Origin of the sequence: Luteimonas sp. TWI662, assembly GCF_039673825.1 — a bacterium.
In the GTDB taxonomy this organism is placed as follows: domain Bacteria; phylum Pseudomonadota; class Gammaproteobacteria; order Xanthomonadales; family Xanthomonadaceae; genus Luteimonas.
In genome coordinates, this window is sequence record NZ_JBDJMI010000039.1 from 1 (window position 1) to 16509 (window position 16509).

A 16509-nucleotide genomic window follows, 5' to 3' on the forward strand; every position below is an offset into this window, starting at 1 on the left:
GGTGGTCACGCTGATCAACCCGGTGGCGATGGACGAAGGCCTGCGCTTCGCGATCCGCGAAGGCGGCCGGACCGTCGGCGCCGGTGTCGTGGCCAAGATCATCAAGTAAGCTGACGGCCCGCGCGCTCCATGCGCGCGGCGCCGGATCGCCTTCGCCTCGGCGGGGGTGACGATTCAAAGGCGGGCCGGCAACCCGGTCCGCCTTCGTCGTCTAAGGCGTATCCTGGGCGGCGCGTTTCAACAGCCACACGCCAGTAGCTCAATTGGCAGAGCAGCGGTCTCCAAAACCGCAGGTTGGGGGTTCGAGTCCCTCCTGGCGTGCCATTTTTGCGGAGTCTTTTCCGCACGGGCCCTGGCGCAACGCGGCCTGGCCTGCCAAACGAGCAGTCGCAACCGATGAGTCGCCGGGACTTGAACAGCAGAGTGGACCATTCGAAAGGCGCATCCTCCGCGGATTTCGCCAAGTACGCCGCGGCCGCGCTGCTGGTCGTGGCCGGCGTGTTCGCCTTCTACTGGTTCCAGGCGCAAATGGCCACGCCGGTGCGCAGCATCATCGTCGGCCTGTGTGTCGTCGGCGCCGCCGCGGTCTTCCTGACCACCGGCAAGGGCCACCAGACCCGCGAGTTCTTCTCCGAAACCCGTTTCGAGATGCGCAAGGTGGTCTGGCCGACGCGCCAGGAGGCGATGCGGCTGACCTGGATCGTCATCGTCGCGGTGATCATCATCAGCCTGGTGCTGGCCGGTTTCGATCGGGTCATCCAGTGGCTCATCCAGCTCATCCTGCGGCAGTGACGGAGTAACGAACCTGATGGAAACCGAAGGCGTCAAGCGCTGGTACGTCGTGCATGCCTATTCCGGCTTCGAGAAGTCGGTGGCGCAGGCGCTGCGCGATCGCATCGCGCGAACCGAGATGCAGGACCGTTTCGGCGATGTCCTGGTGCCGACCGAGGAAGTGATCGAAATGCGCTCCGGCCAGAAACGCCGTTCCGAGCGCAAGTTCTTCCCCGGCTATGTTCTGGTGCAGATCCTGACCTCGGACGAGGGTGGTATCCCGCGCATGGACAACGAGAGCTGGCACCTGGTCAAGGAGACCCCGAAGGTGATGGGTTTCATCGGCGGCACCGCCGATCGCCCGCTGCCCATTCGGGACGAGGAAGCTGCTGCGATCCTCGATCGCGTCCAGGAAGGCGTCGAGAAGCCGCGTCCGAAGGTGCTGTTCGAGGCTGGCCAGATGGTCCGCGTCATCGACGGCCCGTTCAACGACTTCAACGGCGTCGTCGAGGAAGTCAACTACGAGAAGAGCCGGCTGCGCGTCGCGGTGCTGATCTTCGGCCGCTCGACCCCTGTCGAGCTGGAGTTCGGGCAGGTCGAGAAGGCCTGAGCCGTGCCGCGTCGCCCGTTTTACGGGCACGCAAATCCCTGCTATAGTGCACGGCTCACTGTCCGGTCGAGCCGGGCAAGCGCACGGGCCGCCGCATGGGCGGCCTTTGTCGCGGATGGACAACGTGAAGCCGGGACACGTGATTTTCCCGGCCCGATGGGGAGCCTGAGCACCAGGCGTTCGCACCCGGAGAGCACACAATGGCAAAGAAAGTCGTCGGTTACATCAAGCTGCAGGTGAAGGCCGGTCAGGCCAACCCCTCGCCGCCGGTCGGTCCCGCGCTGGGCCAGCGCGGCCTGAACATCATGGAGTTCTGCAAGGCGTTCAACGCAGCGACCTCCAAGCTCGAGCCGGGTCTGCCGACCCCGGTCATCATCACCGCGTACTCCGACCGTACGTTCACCTTCATCACCAAGAGCACGCCGGCCACGGTGCTGCTGAAGAAGGCGGCGGGCGTGAGCTCGGGCTCCAAGCGTCCCAACACCGAGAAGGTCGGCAAGGTCACGCGCGCCCAGCTCGAGGACATCGCCAAGGCGAAGGAGCCGGATCTGACCGCAGCGGATCTGGATGCAGCAGTGCGCACCATCGCGGGTTCGGCCCGTTCGATGGGCCTGACGGTGGAGGGCTGAGACGATGGCACAGACCAAGCGACAGAAGCGGCTGCAGGCCGCGGTGCAGCCGGGCAAGAGCTACGGCATCGATGACGCGCTGAAGATCGTCAAGGACAACAGCAACGCCAAGTTCGCCGAGGCCGTGGACGTCGCCGTCCGCCTGGGCGTCGATGCGCGCAAGTCCGACCAGCAGGTCCGCGGCTCGACCGTGCTGCCCGCCGGTACCGGCAAGAGCGTCCGCGTCGCGGTGTTCGCCCCGGCCGGCGCCAAGGCCGACGAGGCGCTGGCCGCCGGTGCCGACGCAGTCGGCATGGACGACCTGGCCGAGAAGATGCAGGCCGGCGACATCAACTACGACGTCGTGATCGCCACGCCGGACGCGATGCGCGTGGTCGGCAAGCTCGGCACGCTGCTCGGCCCGCGCGGCCTGATGCCCAACCCGAAGGTCGGCACGGTCTCGCCGAACCCGGGCGAGGCGGTCAAGAACGCCAAGGGCGGTCAGGTCCGCTACCGCACCGACAAGGCCGGCATCATCCATTGCACGATCGGCAAGGCCGACTTCGACGCCGACAAGCTCAAGGAAAACCTGCAGGCCCTGCTGGCCGACCTGGTCAAGGCCAAGCCGGCCACCGCCAAGGGCCAGTACCTGCAGAAGATCTCGCTCAGCTCGACGATGGGCCCGGGTGTGATCGTCGACCAGTCCACGCTGACCATCGCGCGCTGATCGATTCGTGATATCGCGCGTCGTCCCGCCCGCGGGGCGACGCCACTTTTGAGGGCATCGCAACGGACCTGTGGTCCAACGCGGCGCCGTCAAAGACCGCAGGCGCGGTCTGGATCGACGTGGCGACGGGCATTGGATGCACCGATTGGCAGGGAATCGCCGCCACTGCGTATCGAGAGCGCTTAATCCCGAGGTGTCCGCACCGAAGGGCCTGCGTAGATGGTGATGCCCTTTCTGGAGTTTTCTGGTCAGACACGCGTCCAGCCAGGCAGGAAAGGCCACCACCGGGGTGCTTCGCGCATCCCCGGCCTCCCAGGGACGGGGGCCGCTCAGGACCGCAAGCGGCAGGAGCCGTGAGCGGAGTTCACAACGAGGAGTGATGAATGGCTCTCAATCTGTCCCAGAAGCAGGAAGTTGTCGCCGAGCTGGCACAGGTCGCCGCGAACGCCCACTCCCTGATCGCCGTCGAGTATCTGGGCACCTCGGTCAGTCAGCTGACCGCGATGCGCAAGAAGGCTCGTGAGACCGGTGTGTACTTGCGTGTTGTCAAGAACACCCTGGCCGCGCGTGCCGTCGAAGGTACCGAGTACGAATGCGCCAAGGACTCGCTGTCCGGCCCGCTGCTGTACGCGTTCTCGACCGAGGAGCCCGGTGCTGCCGGTCGCCTGATCAAGGAATTCGCCAAGACCAACGACAAGCTGCTGCCCAAGCTGGTCGTCGTGGAAGGCCAGCTGTATCCGGCCAGCCATGTCGACGTGCTGGCGTCGCTGCCGACGCTCGAGCAGGCCCTGTCCATGCTGGCCCGCGTGCTTTCCGAGCCCGCCGCGATGTTCGCCCGCGCCGTCAAGGCCGTCGGCGACAAGCAGGGCGGTGGCGAGGACGCGCCGGCCGAAGCTGCTGCCGAAAGCGCGACCGAAGCGACGGCGTAAGCCCGACCTGCTGGTCCAACGAACCCAATCCCAGAAAACTTTTCAAAGGTAATCACAATGTCCCTTACCACTGAGCAGATCGTCGACGCCATCGCCGAGAAGTCCCTGATGGAAGTGATGGAGCTGGTCAAGGCCATCGAAGAGAAGTTCGGCGTCTCCGCTGCCGCCCCGGTCGCCGCTGCCGCCGCTGCTGCCGGCCCGGCCGCCGCTGCCGAAGAGCAGACCGAGTTCACCGTCATCCTGAAGGCTGCCGGCGAGAAGAAGGTCGAGTCGATCAAGGTCGTCCGCGCCATCACCGGCCTGGGCCTGAAGGAAGCCAAGGACCTGGTCGAAGGCGCGCCGAAGGAGATCAAGGAAGGCGCGACCAAGGAAGAAGCCGAGAAGATCAAGAAGGATCTCGAAGCCGCTGGCGCGACCGTCGAGATCAAGTAAGCGGCACCATGGCATCGCAGCACATGCTGACGATGCACCGGGGCCGGGGGCGAAAGCTCCCGGCCCTTGGTCGTTCCGGAAACCGGGCGGCCTGAACAGACAACGACGCAGTTGTCAGTGGGTAGTAGCGGGAGAAGGCGTGCTGGTGCCGGCAATACCAGCGACTACCCAGTGGCAGCTCATGTTCCCGGATCGCCAGGCGGTCCACCGATCCATCGAGGCGTACTCCCCATGACGACGTCCCAGCTCCAGTCGAACTACTCGTTCACCGAGAAGAAGCGCATCCGCAAGAATTTCGGCAAGCGCCGCTCGATCCTCGAGGTGCCGTTCCTGCTGGCCATCCAGGTCGACTCCTATCGCGAGTTCCTGCAGGCCGACCGCGACCCCGCCAAGCGCGAGGACCGCGGCCTGCACGCCGCACTCAAATCCGTGTTCCCGATCGTCAGCTACAACGGCTACGCCGCGCTGGAGTACGTCGGCTACAAGCTCGGCGAGCCGGTGTTCGACGAACGTGAATGCCGCAACCGTGGCCTGAGCTACGGCGCCCCGCTGCGCGTGACCGTGCGCCTGGTGATCTACGACCGCGAGTCGTCGAGCAAGGCCATCAAGTACGTGAAGGAGCAGGAGGTCTACATGGGCGAGATTCCGCTCATGACCGACAACGGCACCTTCATCATCAACGGCACCGAGCGCGTCATCGTCTCGCAGCTGCACCGCTCGCCCGGCGTGTTCTTCGACCACGACCGCGGCAAGACCCACAGCTCGGGCAAGCTGCTGTACTCGGCGCGCATCATCCCCTACCGCGGCTCGTGGCTGGACTTCGAGTTCGACCCGAAGGACGCGCTGTTCACCCGTATCGACCGCCGCCGCAAGCTGCCGGTCAGCGTGCTGCTGCGCGCGCTGGGCTACTCCAACGAGGAGATGCTCAACGAGTTCTTCGAGATCAACAGCTACCACGTGCTGCCTGAGGGCGAGGGCGTACAGCTGGAGCTGGTCTCCGAGCGCCTGCGCGGCGAAACGCTGAACTTCGACCTGCTCGATGGCGAGAAGGTCATCGTCGAGGCCGGCAAGCGCATCACCGCGCGTCACGTCAAGCAGCTCCAGGCGTCGGGCATCACCGCGCTGGCGGTGCCGGACGACTACCTGATCGGCCAGATCCTGTCGCATGACGTCATCGATCCGTCGACCGGCGAACTGGTCGCCACCGCCAACGACGAGATCTCGCTCGAGACGCTCGAGGCGCTGCGCAAGGCCGGTATCGAGACCATCGGCACGATCTGGGTCAACGACCTGGACCGCGGTCCGTACCTGTCCAACACCCTGCGCATCGATTCGACCAAGACTCAGCTCGACGCGCTGGTCGAGATCTACCGCATGATGCGTCCCGGCGAGCCGCCGACCAAGGATGCTGCGCAGAACCTCTTCCACAATCTGTTCTTCACCTTCGAGCGCTACGACCTGTCGGGCGTGGGCCGGATGAAGTTCAACCGCCGCCTGGGCCGCAAGGAAGTCACCGGCGCGCCGGTGCTCTACGACGCGCGCTACTTCGCCGAGCGCAAGGACGAAGATTCGGTCAAGCTGCGCGAGCAGTACGGCCAGACGTCCGACATCCTCGACGTGATCCGCGTGCTGACCGAGATCCGCAACGGTCGCGGCGTGGTCGACGACATCGACCACCTGGGCAACCGCCGCGTGCGTTCGGTCGGCGAGATGGCCGAGAACGTGTTCCGCGTGGGCCTGGTCCGCGTCGAACGCGCCGTGCGCGAGCGCCTGACGATGGCCGAGGCCGATGGCCTGACCCCGCAGGAGCTGATCAACGCCAAGCCGGTCGCGGCCGCGGTCAAGGAGTTCTTCGGCTCCTCGCAGCTGTCGCAGTTCATGGACCAGAACAACCCGCTGTCGGAAGTCACGCACAAGCGTCGCGTCTCGGCCCTGGGCCCGGGCGGTCTGACCCGCGAGCGCGCCGGCTTCGAAGTGCGCGACGTGCACCCGACCCATTACGGTCGCGTGTGCACCATCGAAACGCCGGAAGGCCCGAACATCGGCCTGATCAATTCGCTGGCGACCTTCGCGCGCACCAACAAGTACGGCTTCCTCGAGACCCCGTACCGCAAGGTGGTCGACAGCCGCGTCACCGACGAGATCGAGTACCTGTCGGCGATCGAGGAGAACGACTACGTCATCGCGCAGGCCAACGCCGTGCAGGACGAGAAGGGCGTGATGACCCAGCAGTTCGTCGACTGCCGCTTCCAGGGCGAGTCGCTGCTCAAGCCGCCGGCCGAGATCCACTACATGGACGTCTCGCCGATGCAGACCGTGTCGGTCGCGGCCGCGCTGGTGCCGTTCCTCGAGCACGACGACGCTAACCGCGCACTGATGGGCGCCAACATGCAGCGCCAGGCGGTGCCGACGCTGCGTGCGCAAAAGCCGCTGGTCGGAACCGGCATCGAGCGCGCCGTGGCGCGCGACTCGGGCGTGACCGTGAACGCCCGCCGTGGCGGCGTGATCGAGCAGATCGACGCCGGCCGCGTCGTGGTCAAGGTCAATGAAGAGGAGATCTCCGGCGAGCACGATGCCGGCGTCGACATCTACAACCTGATCAAGTACACGCGCTCCAACCAGAACACCTGCATCAACCAGCGTCCGCTGGTGAACGTGGGTGACGTGGTCGCGCGCGGCGACGTGCTGGCCGACGGCCCCTCGACCGACATCGGCGAGCTCGCGCTGGGCCAGAACATGCTGGTCGCGTTCATGCCGTGGAACGGTTACAACTTCGAAGACTCGATCCTGCTGTCGGAACGCGTCGTCAAGGAAGACCGCTACACGACGATCCACATCGAAGAGCTGACCGCGGTCGCCCGCGACACCAAGCTGGGACCGGAGGAAATCTCCGCCGACATCCCGAACGTGTCGGAGAACGCGCTCAACCGTCTCGACGAGTCGGGCGTGGTGTACATCGGTGCCGAAGTGCGCGCCGGCGACATCCTGGTCGGCAAGGTCACGCCTAAGGGCGAGAGCCAGCTGACCCCGGAAGAGAAGCTGCTGCGCGCGATCTTCGGCGAGAAGGCCTCCGACGTGAAGGACAGCTCGCTGCGCGTGCCCCCGGGCATGGACGGCACGGTCATCGACGTGCAGGTCTTCACCCGCGACGGCATCGAGAAGGACAAGCGCGCCAAGCAGATCGAGGAATCGGAGATCAAGCGCGTCAAGAAGGACTTCGACGACCAGTTCCGCATTCTCGAGTCGGCGATCTACGCGCGTCTGCGCTCGCAGATCCAGGGCAAGGTCGCCAACGGCGGTCCGGGCCTGAAGAAGGGCGACACGGTCTCCTCGCTGGTGCTCGACGGCCTGAAGAAGTCCGACTGGTTCCAGATCCGCATGAAGGACGAGGACGCGGCCGACGCGATCGAGCGTGCGCAAAAGCAGATCGACGCGCACCAGAAGGAGTTCGAGCGCCGGTTCGCCGACAAGCGCGGCAAGATCACCCAGGGCGACGACCTTGCCCCGGGCGTGCTGAAGATGGTCAAGGTGTACCTGGCCGTGAAGCGCCGCATCCAGCCGGGCGACAAGATGGCCGGCCGTCACGGCAACAAGGGTGTCGTGTCGACCATCGTGCCGGTGCAGGACATGCCTTACATGGCCAACGGCAACACCGTCGACATCGTGCTCAACCCGCTGGGCGTGCCGTCGCGTATGAACATCGGCCAGATTCTCGAAGTGCACCTGGGCCTGGCGGCCAAGGGGCTGGGCGAGAAGATCCAGCGGATGCTCGATGCGCAGGCCAAGGTCAACGAGCTGCGTGCGTTCCTCGATCAGATCTACAACCACGACAAGTCGGTGGCCGCGCAGCGGGTCGACCTGTCGCAGTTCAGCGACGAGGAACTGCTGACGCTGGCTGGCAACCTGACCGACGGCGTGCCGATGGCGACCCCGGTGTTCGACGGCGCCGCCGAGTCGGAGATCAAGGCGATGCTGGAGCTGGCGGACCTGCCGACCAGCGGCCAGACCCGTCTGTTCGACGGCCGCACCGGCGAAGCGTTCGAGCGCGAGGTGACCGTGGGCTACATGCACATGCTCAAGCTCAACCACCTGGTCGACGACAAGATGCACGCCCGTTCGACCGGCCCGTACTCGCTCGTCACCCAGCAGCCGCTGGGCGGCAAGGCGCAGTTCGGCGGCCAGCGTTTCGGCGAGATGGAAGTCTGGGCGCTGGAAGCCTACGGCGCGGCCTACACCCTGCAGGAAATGCTGACGGTGAAGTCCGACGACGTGCAGGGCCGCAACCAGATGTACAAGAACATCGTCGACGGCGAGCACGAGATGGTCGCCGGCATGCCCGAGTCGTTCAACGTGCTGGTCAAGGAAATCCGCTCGCTGGCGATCAACATGGAGCTGGAGGAGCACTGAGGCAGGACGTCCGCCGCGCGGCGCATGTGAGCGCGCCGCGCGCGACATCGATCCATCCCGCCCCAGGTTCCCCATTCCCGGAGTAAAGACATGAAAGACCTGCTCAACCTCTTCAACCAGCAGCGCCAGATCCCGGACTTCGACGCGATCAAGATCGCGCTGGCCTCGCCGGACCTGATCCGTTCGTGGTCGTTCGGCGAAGTGAAGAAGCCCGAGACGATCAACTACCGTACGTTCAAGCCCGAGCGTGACGGCCTGTTCTGCGCGGCGATCTTCGGTCCGATCAAGGACTACGAGTGCCTGTGCGGCAAGTACAAGCGCATGAAGCACCGCGGCGTGGTGTGCGAGAAGTGCGGCACCGAGGTCACGCTGGCCAAGGTGCGCCGCGAGCGCATGGGCCACATCGACCTAGCCTCGCCGGTCGCCCACATCTGGTTCCTCAAGTCGCTGCCCTCGCGCATCGGCCTGATGCTGGACATGACCCTGCGCGACATCGAGCGCATCCTGTACTTCGAAGCGTTCGTCGTCACCGAGCCGGGCCTGACCCCGCTCGAGCGCGGCCAGCTGCTCAACGAAGAGCAGTTCCTGCAGATGCGCCAGGAGCACGGCGACGACTTCGACGCCGCGATGGGCGCCGAGGCGGTGTTCGACCTGCTGCGTACGATCGACCTGCAGGCCGAGATGGCCCGCCTTAAGGAAGAGATCGCTGCGACCGGCTCGGAGACCAAGCTCAAGCGTCTGACCAAGCGCATCAAGCTGGTCGAGGCGTTCATCGATTCGGGCAACCGGCCCGAGTGGATGATCATGACCGTGCTGCCGGTGCTGCCGCCCGACCTGCGTCCGCTGGTGCCGCTGGACGGTGGCCGCTTCGCGACCTCGGATCTCAACGACCTGTACCGCCGCGTCATCAACCGCAACAACCGTCTGCGTCGTCTGCTCGAACTCAATGCGCCCGACATCATCGTGCGCAACGAGAAGCGCATGCTGCAGGAGTCGGTCGACGCGCTGATGGACAACGGCCGTCGCGGCCGTGCGATCACCGGCACCAACAAGCGCCCGCTCAAGTCGCTGGCCGACATGATCAAGGGCAAGCAGGGCCGGTTCCGCCAGAACCTGCTGGGCAAGCGCGTCGACTACTCGGGCCGTTCGGTCATCGTGGTTGGCCCGACGCTGCGCCTGCACGAGTGCGGCCTGCCGAAGAAGATGGCGCTCGAGCTGTTCAAGCCCTTCATCTTCGCCAAGCTGCAGCGCCGTGGCCTGGCCACGACGATCAAGGCCGCCAAGAAGCTGGTCGAGCGCGAAGAGGCGGAAGTCTGGGACATCCTCGAGGAGGTCATCCGCGAGCACCCGGTCATGCTCAACCGTGCGCCGACGCTGCACCGTCTGGGCATCCAGGCGTTCGAGCCGGTGCTCATCGAGGGCAAGGCGATCCAGCTGCACCCGCTGGTGTGTACCGCGTTCAACGCCGACTTCGACGGCGACCAGATGGCCGTGCACGTTCCGCTGAGCCTCGAGGCGCAGCTTGAAGCGCGTGCGCTGATGATGGCGTCCAACAACATCCTCTCGCCGGCCAACGGCGAGCCGATCATCGTGCCGTCGCAGGACGTCGTGCTCGGCCTGTACTACATGACCCGTGCGCTGGAGAACATCCCGGGCGAGGGCATGGTGTTCGCCAACATCGCCGAAGTGCGTCGCGCGTTCGACAACAAGGCCGCCGGCCTGCACGCCAAGATCCGTGTCCGCATCAGCCAGACCGTGATCGGCGAGGACGGTTCGCGCGAGAAGGTGACCTCGATCGTCGAGACGACCGTGGGTCGTGCCCTGCTGCTCGAAATCATGCCCGACGGCCTGCCGTTCGAGCTGGCCAACGTCGAGCTCAACAAGAAGAATATCAGCCGGCTGATCAATGCCTGCTACCGTCGCCTGGGCCTCAAGGACACGGTCGTGTTCGCCGACAAGCTGATGTACACCGGCTTCGGCAACGCGACCCGTGCCGGCGTGTCGATCGGCATCAACGACATGACGATCCCCAACGAGAAGAAGGGCATCCTGGCCGAGGCCGAGACTGAGGTGTTGGAGATCCAGCAGCAGTACCAGTCCGGTCTGGTCACCGCGGGCGAGCGCTACAACAAGGTCGTCGACATCTGGTCGCGCACCAACGAGCGCATCGCCAAGGCGATGATGGACGCGATCGGCACCGACCACGTGACCAACGCCAAGGGCGAGACGGTCGCGCAGAAGTCGATGAACTCGCTCTACATCATGGCCGACTCCGGTGCGCGTGGTAGCCAGGCGCAGATCCGTCAGCTGGCCGGTATGCGCGGCCTGATGGCCAAGCCGGACGGTTCGATCATCGAGACGCCGATCATCGCGAACTTCCGCGAAGGCCTGAACGTGCAGGAGTACTTCAACTCCACGCACGGTGCCCGTAAGGGCCTTGCCGACACCGCGCTCAAGACCGCGAACTCCGGTTACCTGACCCGTCGCCTGGTCGACGTGGCCCAGGACGTGGTGATCACGGAAGTCGATTGCGGCACGCTCGACGGTCTGACCATGACCCCGATCGTCGAAGGCGGCGACGTGGTCGAACCGCTGCGCGACCGCGTGCTGGGTCGTGTCGTGGCCGAAGATGTGTTCCTGCCGGGCAACGACGAGGATCCGATCGTCACGCGCAACACGCTGCTCGACGAGCAGTGGGTCGTGCGGCTGGAAGAGGCCGGTGTGCAGTCGATCAAGGTCCGCTCCACGATCACCTGCGAAAGCGCGTTCGGCGTGTGCTCGAGCTGCTACGGCCGCGATCTGGGCCGTGGCCACCTGGTCAACCAGGGCGAGGCCGTGGGCGTGGTCGCCGCGCAGTCGATCGGCGAGCCCGGCACCCAGCTGACGATGCGGACGTTCCACATCGGTGGTGCGGCGTCGCGTGCGGCCGCCATCGACAACGTGACGGTCAAGACCACCGGCTCGATCAAGTTCAACAACCTCAAGTTCGTGACCCACGAGAGCGGCAACCTGGTCGCGGTCTCGCGCTCGGGCGAGCTGTCGGTGCTCGACGGTCACGGCCGCGAGCGCGAGCGCTACAAGCTGCCGTACGGCGCGATGATCACTGTCCGTGATGGCGATGCCATCAAGGCCGGTCAGACCGTCGCCAACTGGGATCCGCACAACCACCCGATCGTGTCGGAAGTGGCAGGTTTCATCCGCTTCGTGGACTTCGTCGAGGGCGTCACCGTCATCGAGAAGACCGACGAACTGACCGGTCTGGCGTCGCGCGAGATCACCGATCCCAAGCGCCGCGGTTCGCAGGGCAAGGACCTGCGTCCGATCGTGCGGATCGTCGACAAGGCCGGCAACGACCTCAACATCCCGGGCACCGACCTGCCGGCGCAGTACCTGCTGCCGCCGCGTTCGATCGTCAACCTGCAGGACGGCGATGCCGTCGGCGTGGGCGACGTGGTGACCAAGGTGCCGCAGGAAGCGTCCAAGACCCGCGACATCACCGGTGGTCTGCCGCGCGTGGCCGACCTGTTCGAGGCCCGCAAGCCCAAGGACCCGGCGATCCTGGCCGAGAAGTCGGGCATCGTCAGCTTCGGCAAGGACACCAAGGGCAAGCAGCGCCTGATCATCAAGGGCGCCGACGGCGAGGACCACGAGGAGCTGATCCCCAAGTACCGCCAGATCATCGTGTTCGAAGGCGAGCACGTCGAGAAGGGCGAGACCGTGGTGGACGGCGAGCCGAGTCCGCAGGACATCCTGCGCCTGAAGGGCGTCGAGGAACTGGCGTCGTACCTGACCAAGGAAATCCAGGACGTCTACCGGCTCCAGGGCGTGAAGATCAACGACAAGCACATCGAGGTGATCGTTCGCCAGATGCTGCGCAAGGTCGAGATCACCGATGCCGGCGACAGCCGCTTCCTCCATGGTGAGCAGGCCGAGCGCCAGCGCGTCATCGAGGACAACGCCAAGCTGATCGCACGCAACGAGCTGCCGGCCAAGTTCGATCCGGTCCTGCTGGGCATCACCAAGGCGTCGCTGGCGACCGAGTCGTTCATCTCGGCCGCGTCGTTCCAGGAGACCACCCGCGTGCTCACCGAGGCGGCCGTGCGCGGGACGCGCGACAGCCTGCGCGGCCTCAAGGAGAACGTGATCGTCGGCCGTCTGATCCCGGCCGGTACCGGCCTGGCGTACCACACCCAGCGCCGCCGGGCGGCGTCGGGCCTGACCGAGTCCGAGATGGACACGCTGTCGGGCGGTTCGGTGGCCGAGGACATGGTCGAAACGGCGGCGCCGGTGGCGCTGTCGCCCGATCAGGTCATGCTCGAGGACGCCCCGGTGTCGCAGGTGGCTGACAGCGACGAGAACGCGGGCTAAGATAGCCCACCTTTGGCGGCCCTTCGGGGCCGCCCAGACTCCGAAATGAGGCGCAGGATGCGGCTCGTATTCGGTCCAGGATGGACGGGACGCGTTGTAGGCCGGGTCGACCCTGTGGGCGGCCGGCGGCAGTAGAGCTTGCGTTGACGCGTTGCGTCAGCGCGGGCTATACTTTTTCGTCTGGCAGGCGGCGCGTTCCGTCTGCCTTCGTTTTCACCGGGCCCAGGCCCGATCCACAGACCAGAGACTGATGGCAACGATCAACCAGCTGGTGCGGAAGTCGCGCAGCCCCGAAACCTACAAGAGCAATTCGCCCGCGCTGGCGAACTGCCCGCAGCGCCGTGGCGTCTGCACCCGCGTCTACACCACGACCCCGAAGAAGCCGAACTCGGCGCTGCGCAAGGTCGCCAAGGTCCGCCTGACCAATGGCTACGAGGTCATCTCGTACATCGGCGGCGAAGGCCACAACCTGCAGGAGCACTCGGTGGTGCTGATCCGCGGCGGTCGCGTCAAGGATCTGCCGGGTGTGCGTTACCACACCGTTCGCGGTTCGCTCGACGCTGCCGGCGTCGCGAAGCGCAAGCAGGCACGTTCGAAGTACGGCGCAAAGCGTCCGAAGGGCTGAGGATTAGAGAATGTCGCGTAAAGGAAACACCCCGCAGCGCTCGGTGCTGCCCGACCCGAAGCACGGCAGCGAGACGATCGCCCGCTTCATCAACATGGTCATGAAGAGCGGCAAGAAGTCGGTCGCCGAGAAGATCGTCTACGGTGCGATGGACGTCATCGGTGAGAAGAACCCCGAAGCGCTCGAGCTGGTCGAGAAGGCGCTGGGCAACGTCTCGCCGGCCGTCGAGGTCAAGTCCCGCCGCGTCGGCGGCGCGACCTACCAGGTGCCGGTCGAAGTGCGCGCGTCGCGCCGCATGGCGCTGGCGATGCGCTGGCTGATCGAGTCGGCGCGCAAGCGTGGCGAGAACAGCATGCCGCGCAAGCTTGCCGCCGAGCTGATCGACGCCTCCGAGAACCGGGGCGGTGCGATCAAGAAGCGCGAAGAGACCCACCGCATGGCCGACGCCAACAAGGCGTTCGCGCACTACCGCTGGTAAGCGGATCCGCGGGCTCCGGTTGAACCCGGGGCCCGCCGGCACCCTGCAAGGTGCCTCCAGGCGGTCATTGACCGCACGCAGGACCGACAAGCCGCCGCAAGGCGGCATTCGTCCATTCAAGCGATTTCATCGCGAAGGTGCCCGGGCTCTGTCGGGTCCTTCCACCCAAACGAGAATACTGACGTGGCTCGCACGACTCCCATCGAACGCTACCGCAACTTCGGCATCATGGCTCACATCGATGCCGGCAAGACGACCACCTCCGAGCGCATCCTGTTCTACACAGGCAAGAGCCACAAGATCGGCGAGGTGCATGACGGCGCCGCGACCATGGACTGGATGGAGCAGGAGCAGGAGCGCGGCATCACGATCCAGTCCGCGGCCACCACTGCGTTCTGGAAGGGCATGGACAAGTCTTTCCCCGAGCACCGCTTCAACATCATCGACACCCCCGGGCACGTCGATTTCACGATCGAAGTCGAGCGCTCCTTGCGCGTGCTCGACGGCGCGGTGTTCGTGCTGTGCGCGGTCGGCGGCGTGCAGCCGCAGTCGGAGACGGTGTGGCGCCAGGCCAACAAGTACCACGTGCCGCGCATCGCGTTCGTCAACAAGATGGACCGGACGGGCGCCAACTTCCTCAAGGTCCGCGACCAGCTGAAGTCGCGCCTGGGTGCGGTGCCGGTGCCGATGCAGGTGCCGATCGGTGCCGAGGACGGCTTTGAGGGCGTGGTCGACCTGCTGAAGATGAAGGCGATCCATTGGGACACCGCGTCCCAGGGGCTGAGCTTCGAGTACCGCGACATCCCGGCCGAGCTGCAAGCCCAGGCCGAAGAGGCGCGTGCCTTCATGATCGAGTCGGCCGCCGAGGCCAGCGAAGAGCTGATGGACAAGTACCTCGAGAGCGGTGAGCTGTCCGAAGACGAGGTCGTCAACGGCCTGCGCGAGCGCACGCTCAAGACCGAGATCGTGCCGATGTTCTGCGGCACGGCGTTCAAGAACAAGGGCGTCCAGGCGATGCTCGACGGCGTCATCAAGCTGCTGCCGTCGCCGGTCGACGTGCCGGCGGTCAAGGGCGTGGATGTCGACGACGAGACCAAGGAACTGTCGCGCGAGTCGAGCGACAAGGCTCCGTTCTCGGCGCTGGCGTTCAAGATCATGACCGACCCGTTCGTGGGCTCGCTGACGTTCTTCCGCGTCTACTCCGGTGCATTGAACGCGGGCGACCAGGTCCTGAACTCGGTCAAGGGCAAGAAGGAGCGCATCGGCCGTCTGTTGCAGATGCACTCCAACAATCGCGAAGAGATCAAGGAAGTGCTGGCCGGCGATATCGCCGCGGCGGTGGGTCTGAAGGACGTCACCACCGGCGACACGCTGTGCGCGCAGGATGCGCCGATCGTGCTCGAGCGCATGAGCTTCCCCGAGCCGGTGATCTCGATGGCCGTCGAGCCCAAGACCAAGTCCGACCAGGAGAAGATGGGCCTGGCGCTCGGTCGCCTGGCGCAGGAGGATCCGTCCTTCCGCGTGCGCACCGACGAAGAGTCGGGCCAGACCATCATCTCGGGCATGGGCGAGCTGCACCTGGACATCATCGTCGACCGCATGAAGCGCGAGTTCAACGTCGAGGCCAACGTCGGCAAGCCGCAGGTGGCCTACCGCGAGACGATCCGCAAGTCGGTGAAGTCCGAAGGCAAGTTCGTGCGTCAGTCGGGCGGTAAGGGTCAGTTCGGTCACGTGTGGCTGGAGATCTCGCCGCAGGAACCGGGTACCGGTTACGAGTTCGAGAACGCCATCGTCGGCGGCGTCGTGCCCAAGGAGTACATCCCGGCGGTCGACAAGGGCATCCAGGAAGTGCTGGCCAACGGCATCATGGCCGGTTACCCGATCGTGGACGTCAAGGTCCGGCTGGTCGACGGCTCCTACCATGAAGTCGACTCGTCGGAAATGGCGTTCAAGATCGCCGGCTCGATGGGCTTCAAGGAAGGCTTCAACAAGGCCAGTCCGGTGCTGCTCGAGCCGATCATGAAGGTCGAGGTCGTCAGCCCCGAGGATTATCTGGGCGACGTGATGGGCGACGTCAGCCGCCGTCGCGGCATCCTGCAGGGCCAGGACGACAGCCCGTCGGGCAAGATCATCAACGCGATGATCCCGCTGGGCGAGATGTTCGGTTACGCCACGCAGCTGCGCTCGATGTCGCAGGGCCGCGCGACCTTCACGATGGAGTTCGACCACTACGCGGAAGCGCCGGCGAACATTGCCGAGACCGTCACCAAGAAGTAAGCCGTGCTTCGCAATCCGGGATTCGTGATGACCAGCCAATCGGCTGTTAAGCATCGAAAAAACACGGATCCCGCTTGTCGCGAATCACCAACCACGCATTACGAATTACGGAGTTATTACGATGGCAAAGGGTAAGTTCGAGCGCACCAAGCCCCACGTGAACGTGGGCACGATTGGTCACGTCGACCACGGCAAGACGACGCTGACGGCGGCGCTGACGAAGATCGGCGCCGAGCGTTTCGGCGGCGAGTTCAAGGATTACTCCTCGATCGATGCG

12 protein-coding genes, 1 tRNA gene and 1 pseudogene are annotated in these 16509 nt (G+C 65.4%); all 14 read left to right on the forward strand.

Annotated elements, in window-relative coordinates; all coding sequences use genetic code 11:
• A pseudogene (locus tag ABE488_RS17180) lies at positions 1–109 on the forward strand (elongation factor Tu); the annotation flags it as partial.
• Between the two features lie 139 nt (positions 110–248).
• Positions 249–324 (forward strand) — tRNA-Trp (locus tag ABE488_RS17185).
• Positions 325–411: 87 nt separating this feature from the next.
• Complete coding sequence (gene secE / locus ABE488_RS17190) at positions 412–792, forward strand: preprotein translocase subunit SecE (protein WP_346445768.1); 381 nt, start codon at positions 412–414, stop codon at positions 790–792.
• Positions 793–808: 16 nt separating this feature from the next.
• The gene (nusG, locus tag ABE488_RS17195) at positions 809–1381 is read left to right on the forward strand and encodes a transcription termination/antitermination protein NusG (RefSeq protein WP_346445769.1); all 573 of its coding nucleotides are present in this window, start codon (positions 809–811) and stop codon (positions 1379–1381) included.
• A 200-nt stretch (positions 1382–1581) separates the two neighbouring features.
• Positions 1582–2010 (forward strand): 50S ribosomal protein L11, encoded by a 429-nt coding sequence (gene rplK, locus ABE488_RS17200; protein WP_183427982.1) that lies wholly within the window; start codon positions 1582–1584, stop codon positions 2008–2010.
• A gap of 4 nt (positions 2011–2014) precedes the next feature.
• Entirely contained in the window at positions 2015–2716 is a 702-nt protein-coding gene (gene rplA / locus ABE488_RS17205; RefSeq protein WP_346449631.1) for a 50S ribosomal protein L1, read from the forward strand.
• A gap of 383 nt (positions 2717–3099) precedes the next feature.
• Positions 3100–3645 carry a 50S ribosomal protein L10 gene (rplJ, locus tag ABE488_RS17210; protein WP_183427980.1) on the forward strand — a complete coding sequence of 182 codons (546 nt, stop codon included), beginning with the start codon at positions 3100–3102 and terminating at the stop codon, positions 3643–3645.
• 57 nt (positions 3646–3702) lie between these two features.
• Complete coding sequence (gene rplL, locus ABE488_RS17215) at positions 3703–4077, forward strand: 50S ribosomal protein L7/L12 (RefSeq protein ID WP_047138326.1); 375 nt, start codon at positions 3703–3705, stop codon at positions 4075–4077.
• Positions 4078–4308: 231 nt separating this feature from the next.
• Positions 4309–8484, forward strand: a complete 4176-nt coding sequence (gene rpoB / locus ABE488_RS17220; RefSeq protein ID WP_346445771.1) for a DNA-directed RNA polymerase subunit beta — start codon at positions 4309–4311, stop codon at positions 8482–8484.
• Between the two features lie 90 nt (positions 8485–8574).
• On the forward strand, positions 8575–12852 hold the full coding sequence (rpoC, locus tag ABE488_RS17225; RefSeq protein ID WP_346449633.1) for a DNA-directed RNA polymerase subunit beta': 4278 nt from the start codon (positions 8575–8577) through the stop codon (positions 12850–12852).
• A gap of 250 nt (positions 12853–13102) precedes the next feature.
• Positions 13103–13477 (forward strand): 30S ribosomal protein S12, encoded by a 375-nt coding sequence (gene rpsL, locus ABE488_RS17230; RefSeq protein ID WP_346445773.1) that lies wholly within the window; start codon positions 13103–13105, stop codon positions 13475–13477.
• A gap of 10 nt (positions 13478–13487) precedes the next feature.
• Entirely contained in the window at positions 13488–13955 is a 468-nt protein-coding gene (gene rpsG, locus ABE488_RS17235) for a 30S ribosomal protein S7 (protein ID WP_183427975.1), read from the forward strand.
• 183 nt (positions 13956–14138) lie between these two features.
• Positions 14139–16232 (forward strand): elongation factor G, encoded by a 2094-nt coding sequence (fusA, locus tag ABE488_RS17240; RefSeq protein WP_346445774.1) that lies wholly within the window; start codon positions 14139–14141, stop codon positions 16230–16232.
• A 121-nt stretch (positions 16233–16353) separates the two neighbouring features.
• Positions 16354–16509 (forward strand): GTP-binding protein (locus ABE488_RS17245; protein ID WP_258027091.1); only part of this gene is annotated, 156 nt, incomplete at its 3' end.

Bases quoted from the DNA above. Each gene is read 5' to 3' on its own strand.
- rplA (WP_346449631.1), top strand. From the start codon at position 2,015: ATGGCACAGACCAAGCGACAGAAGCGGCTGCAGGCCGCGGTGCAGCCG.
- rpoB (WP_346445771.1), top strand. From the start codon at position 4,309: ATGACGACGTCCCAGCTCCAGTCGAACTACTCGTTCACCGAGAAGAAG.
- rpoC (WP_346449633.1), top strand. From the start codon at position 8,575: ATGAAAGACCTGCTCAACCTCTTCAACCAGCAGCGCCAGATCCCGGAC.
- rplK (WP_183427982.1), top strand. From the start codon at position 1,582: ATGGCAAAGAAAGTCGTCGGTTACATCAAGCTGCAGGTGAAGGCCGGT.
- nusG (WP_346445769.1), top strand. From the start codon at position 809: ATGGAAACCGAAGGCGTCAAGCGCTGGTACGTCGTGCATGCCTATTCC.
- rpsL (WP_346445773.1), top strand. From the start codon at position 13,103: ATGGCAACGATCAACCAGCTGGTGCGGAAGTCGCGCAGCCCCGAAACC.
- rplJ (WP_183427980.1), top strand. From the start codon at position 3,100: ATGGCTCTCAATCTGTCCCAGAAGCAGGAAGTTGTCGCCGAGCTGGCA.
- rplL (WP_047138326.1), top strand. From the start codon at position 3,703: ATGTCCCTTACCACTGAGCAGATCGTCGACGCCATCGCCGAGAAGTCC.
- rpsG (WP_183427975.1), top strand. From the start codon at position 13,488: ATGTCGCGTAAAGGAAACACCCCGCAGCGCTCGGTGCTGCCCGACCCG.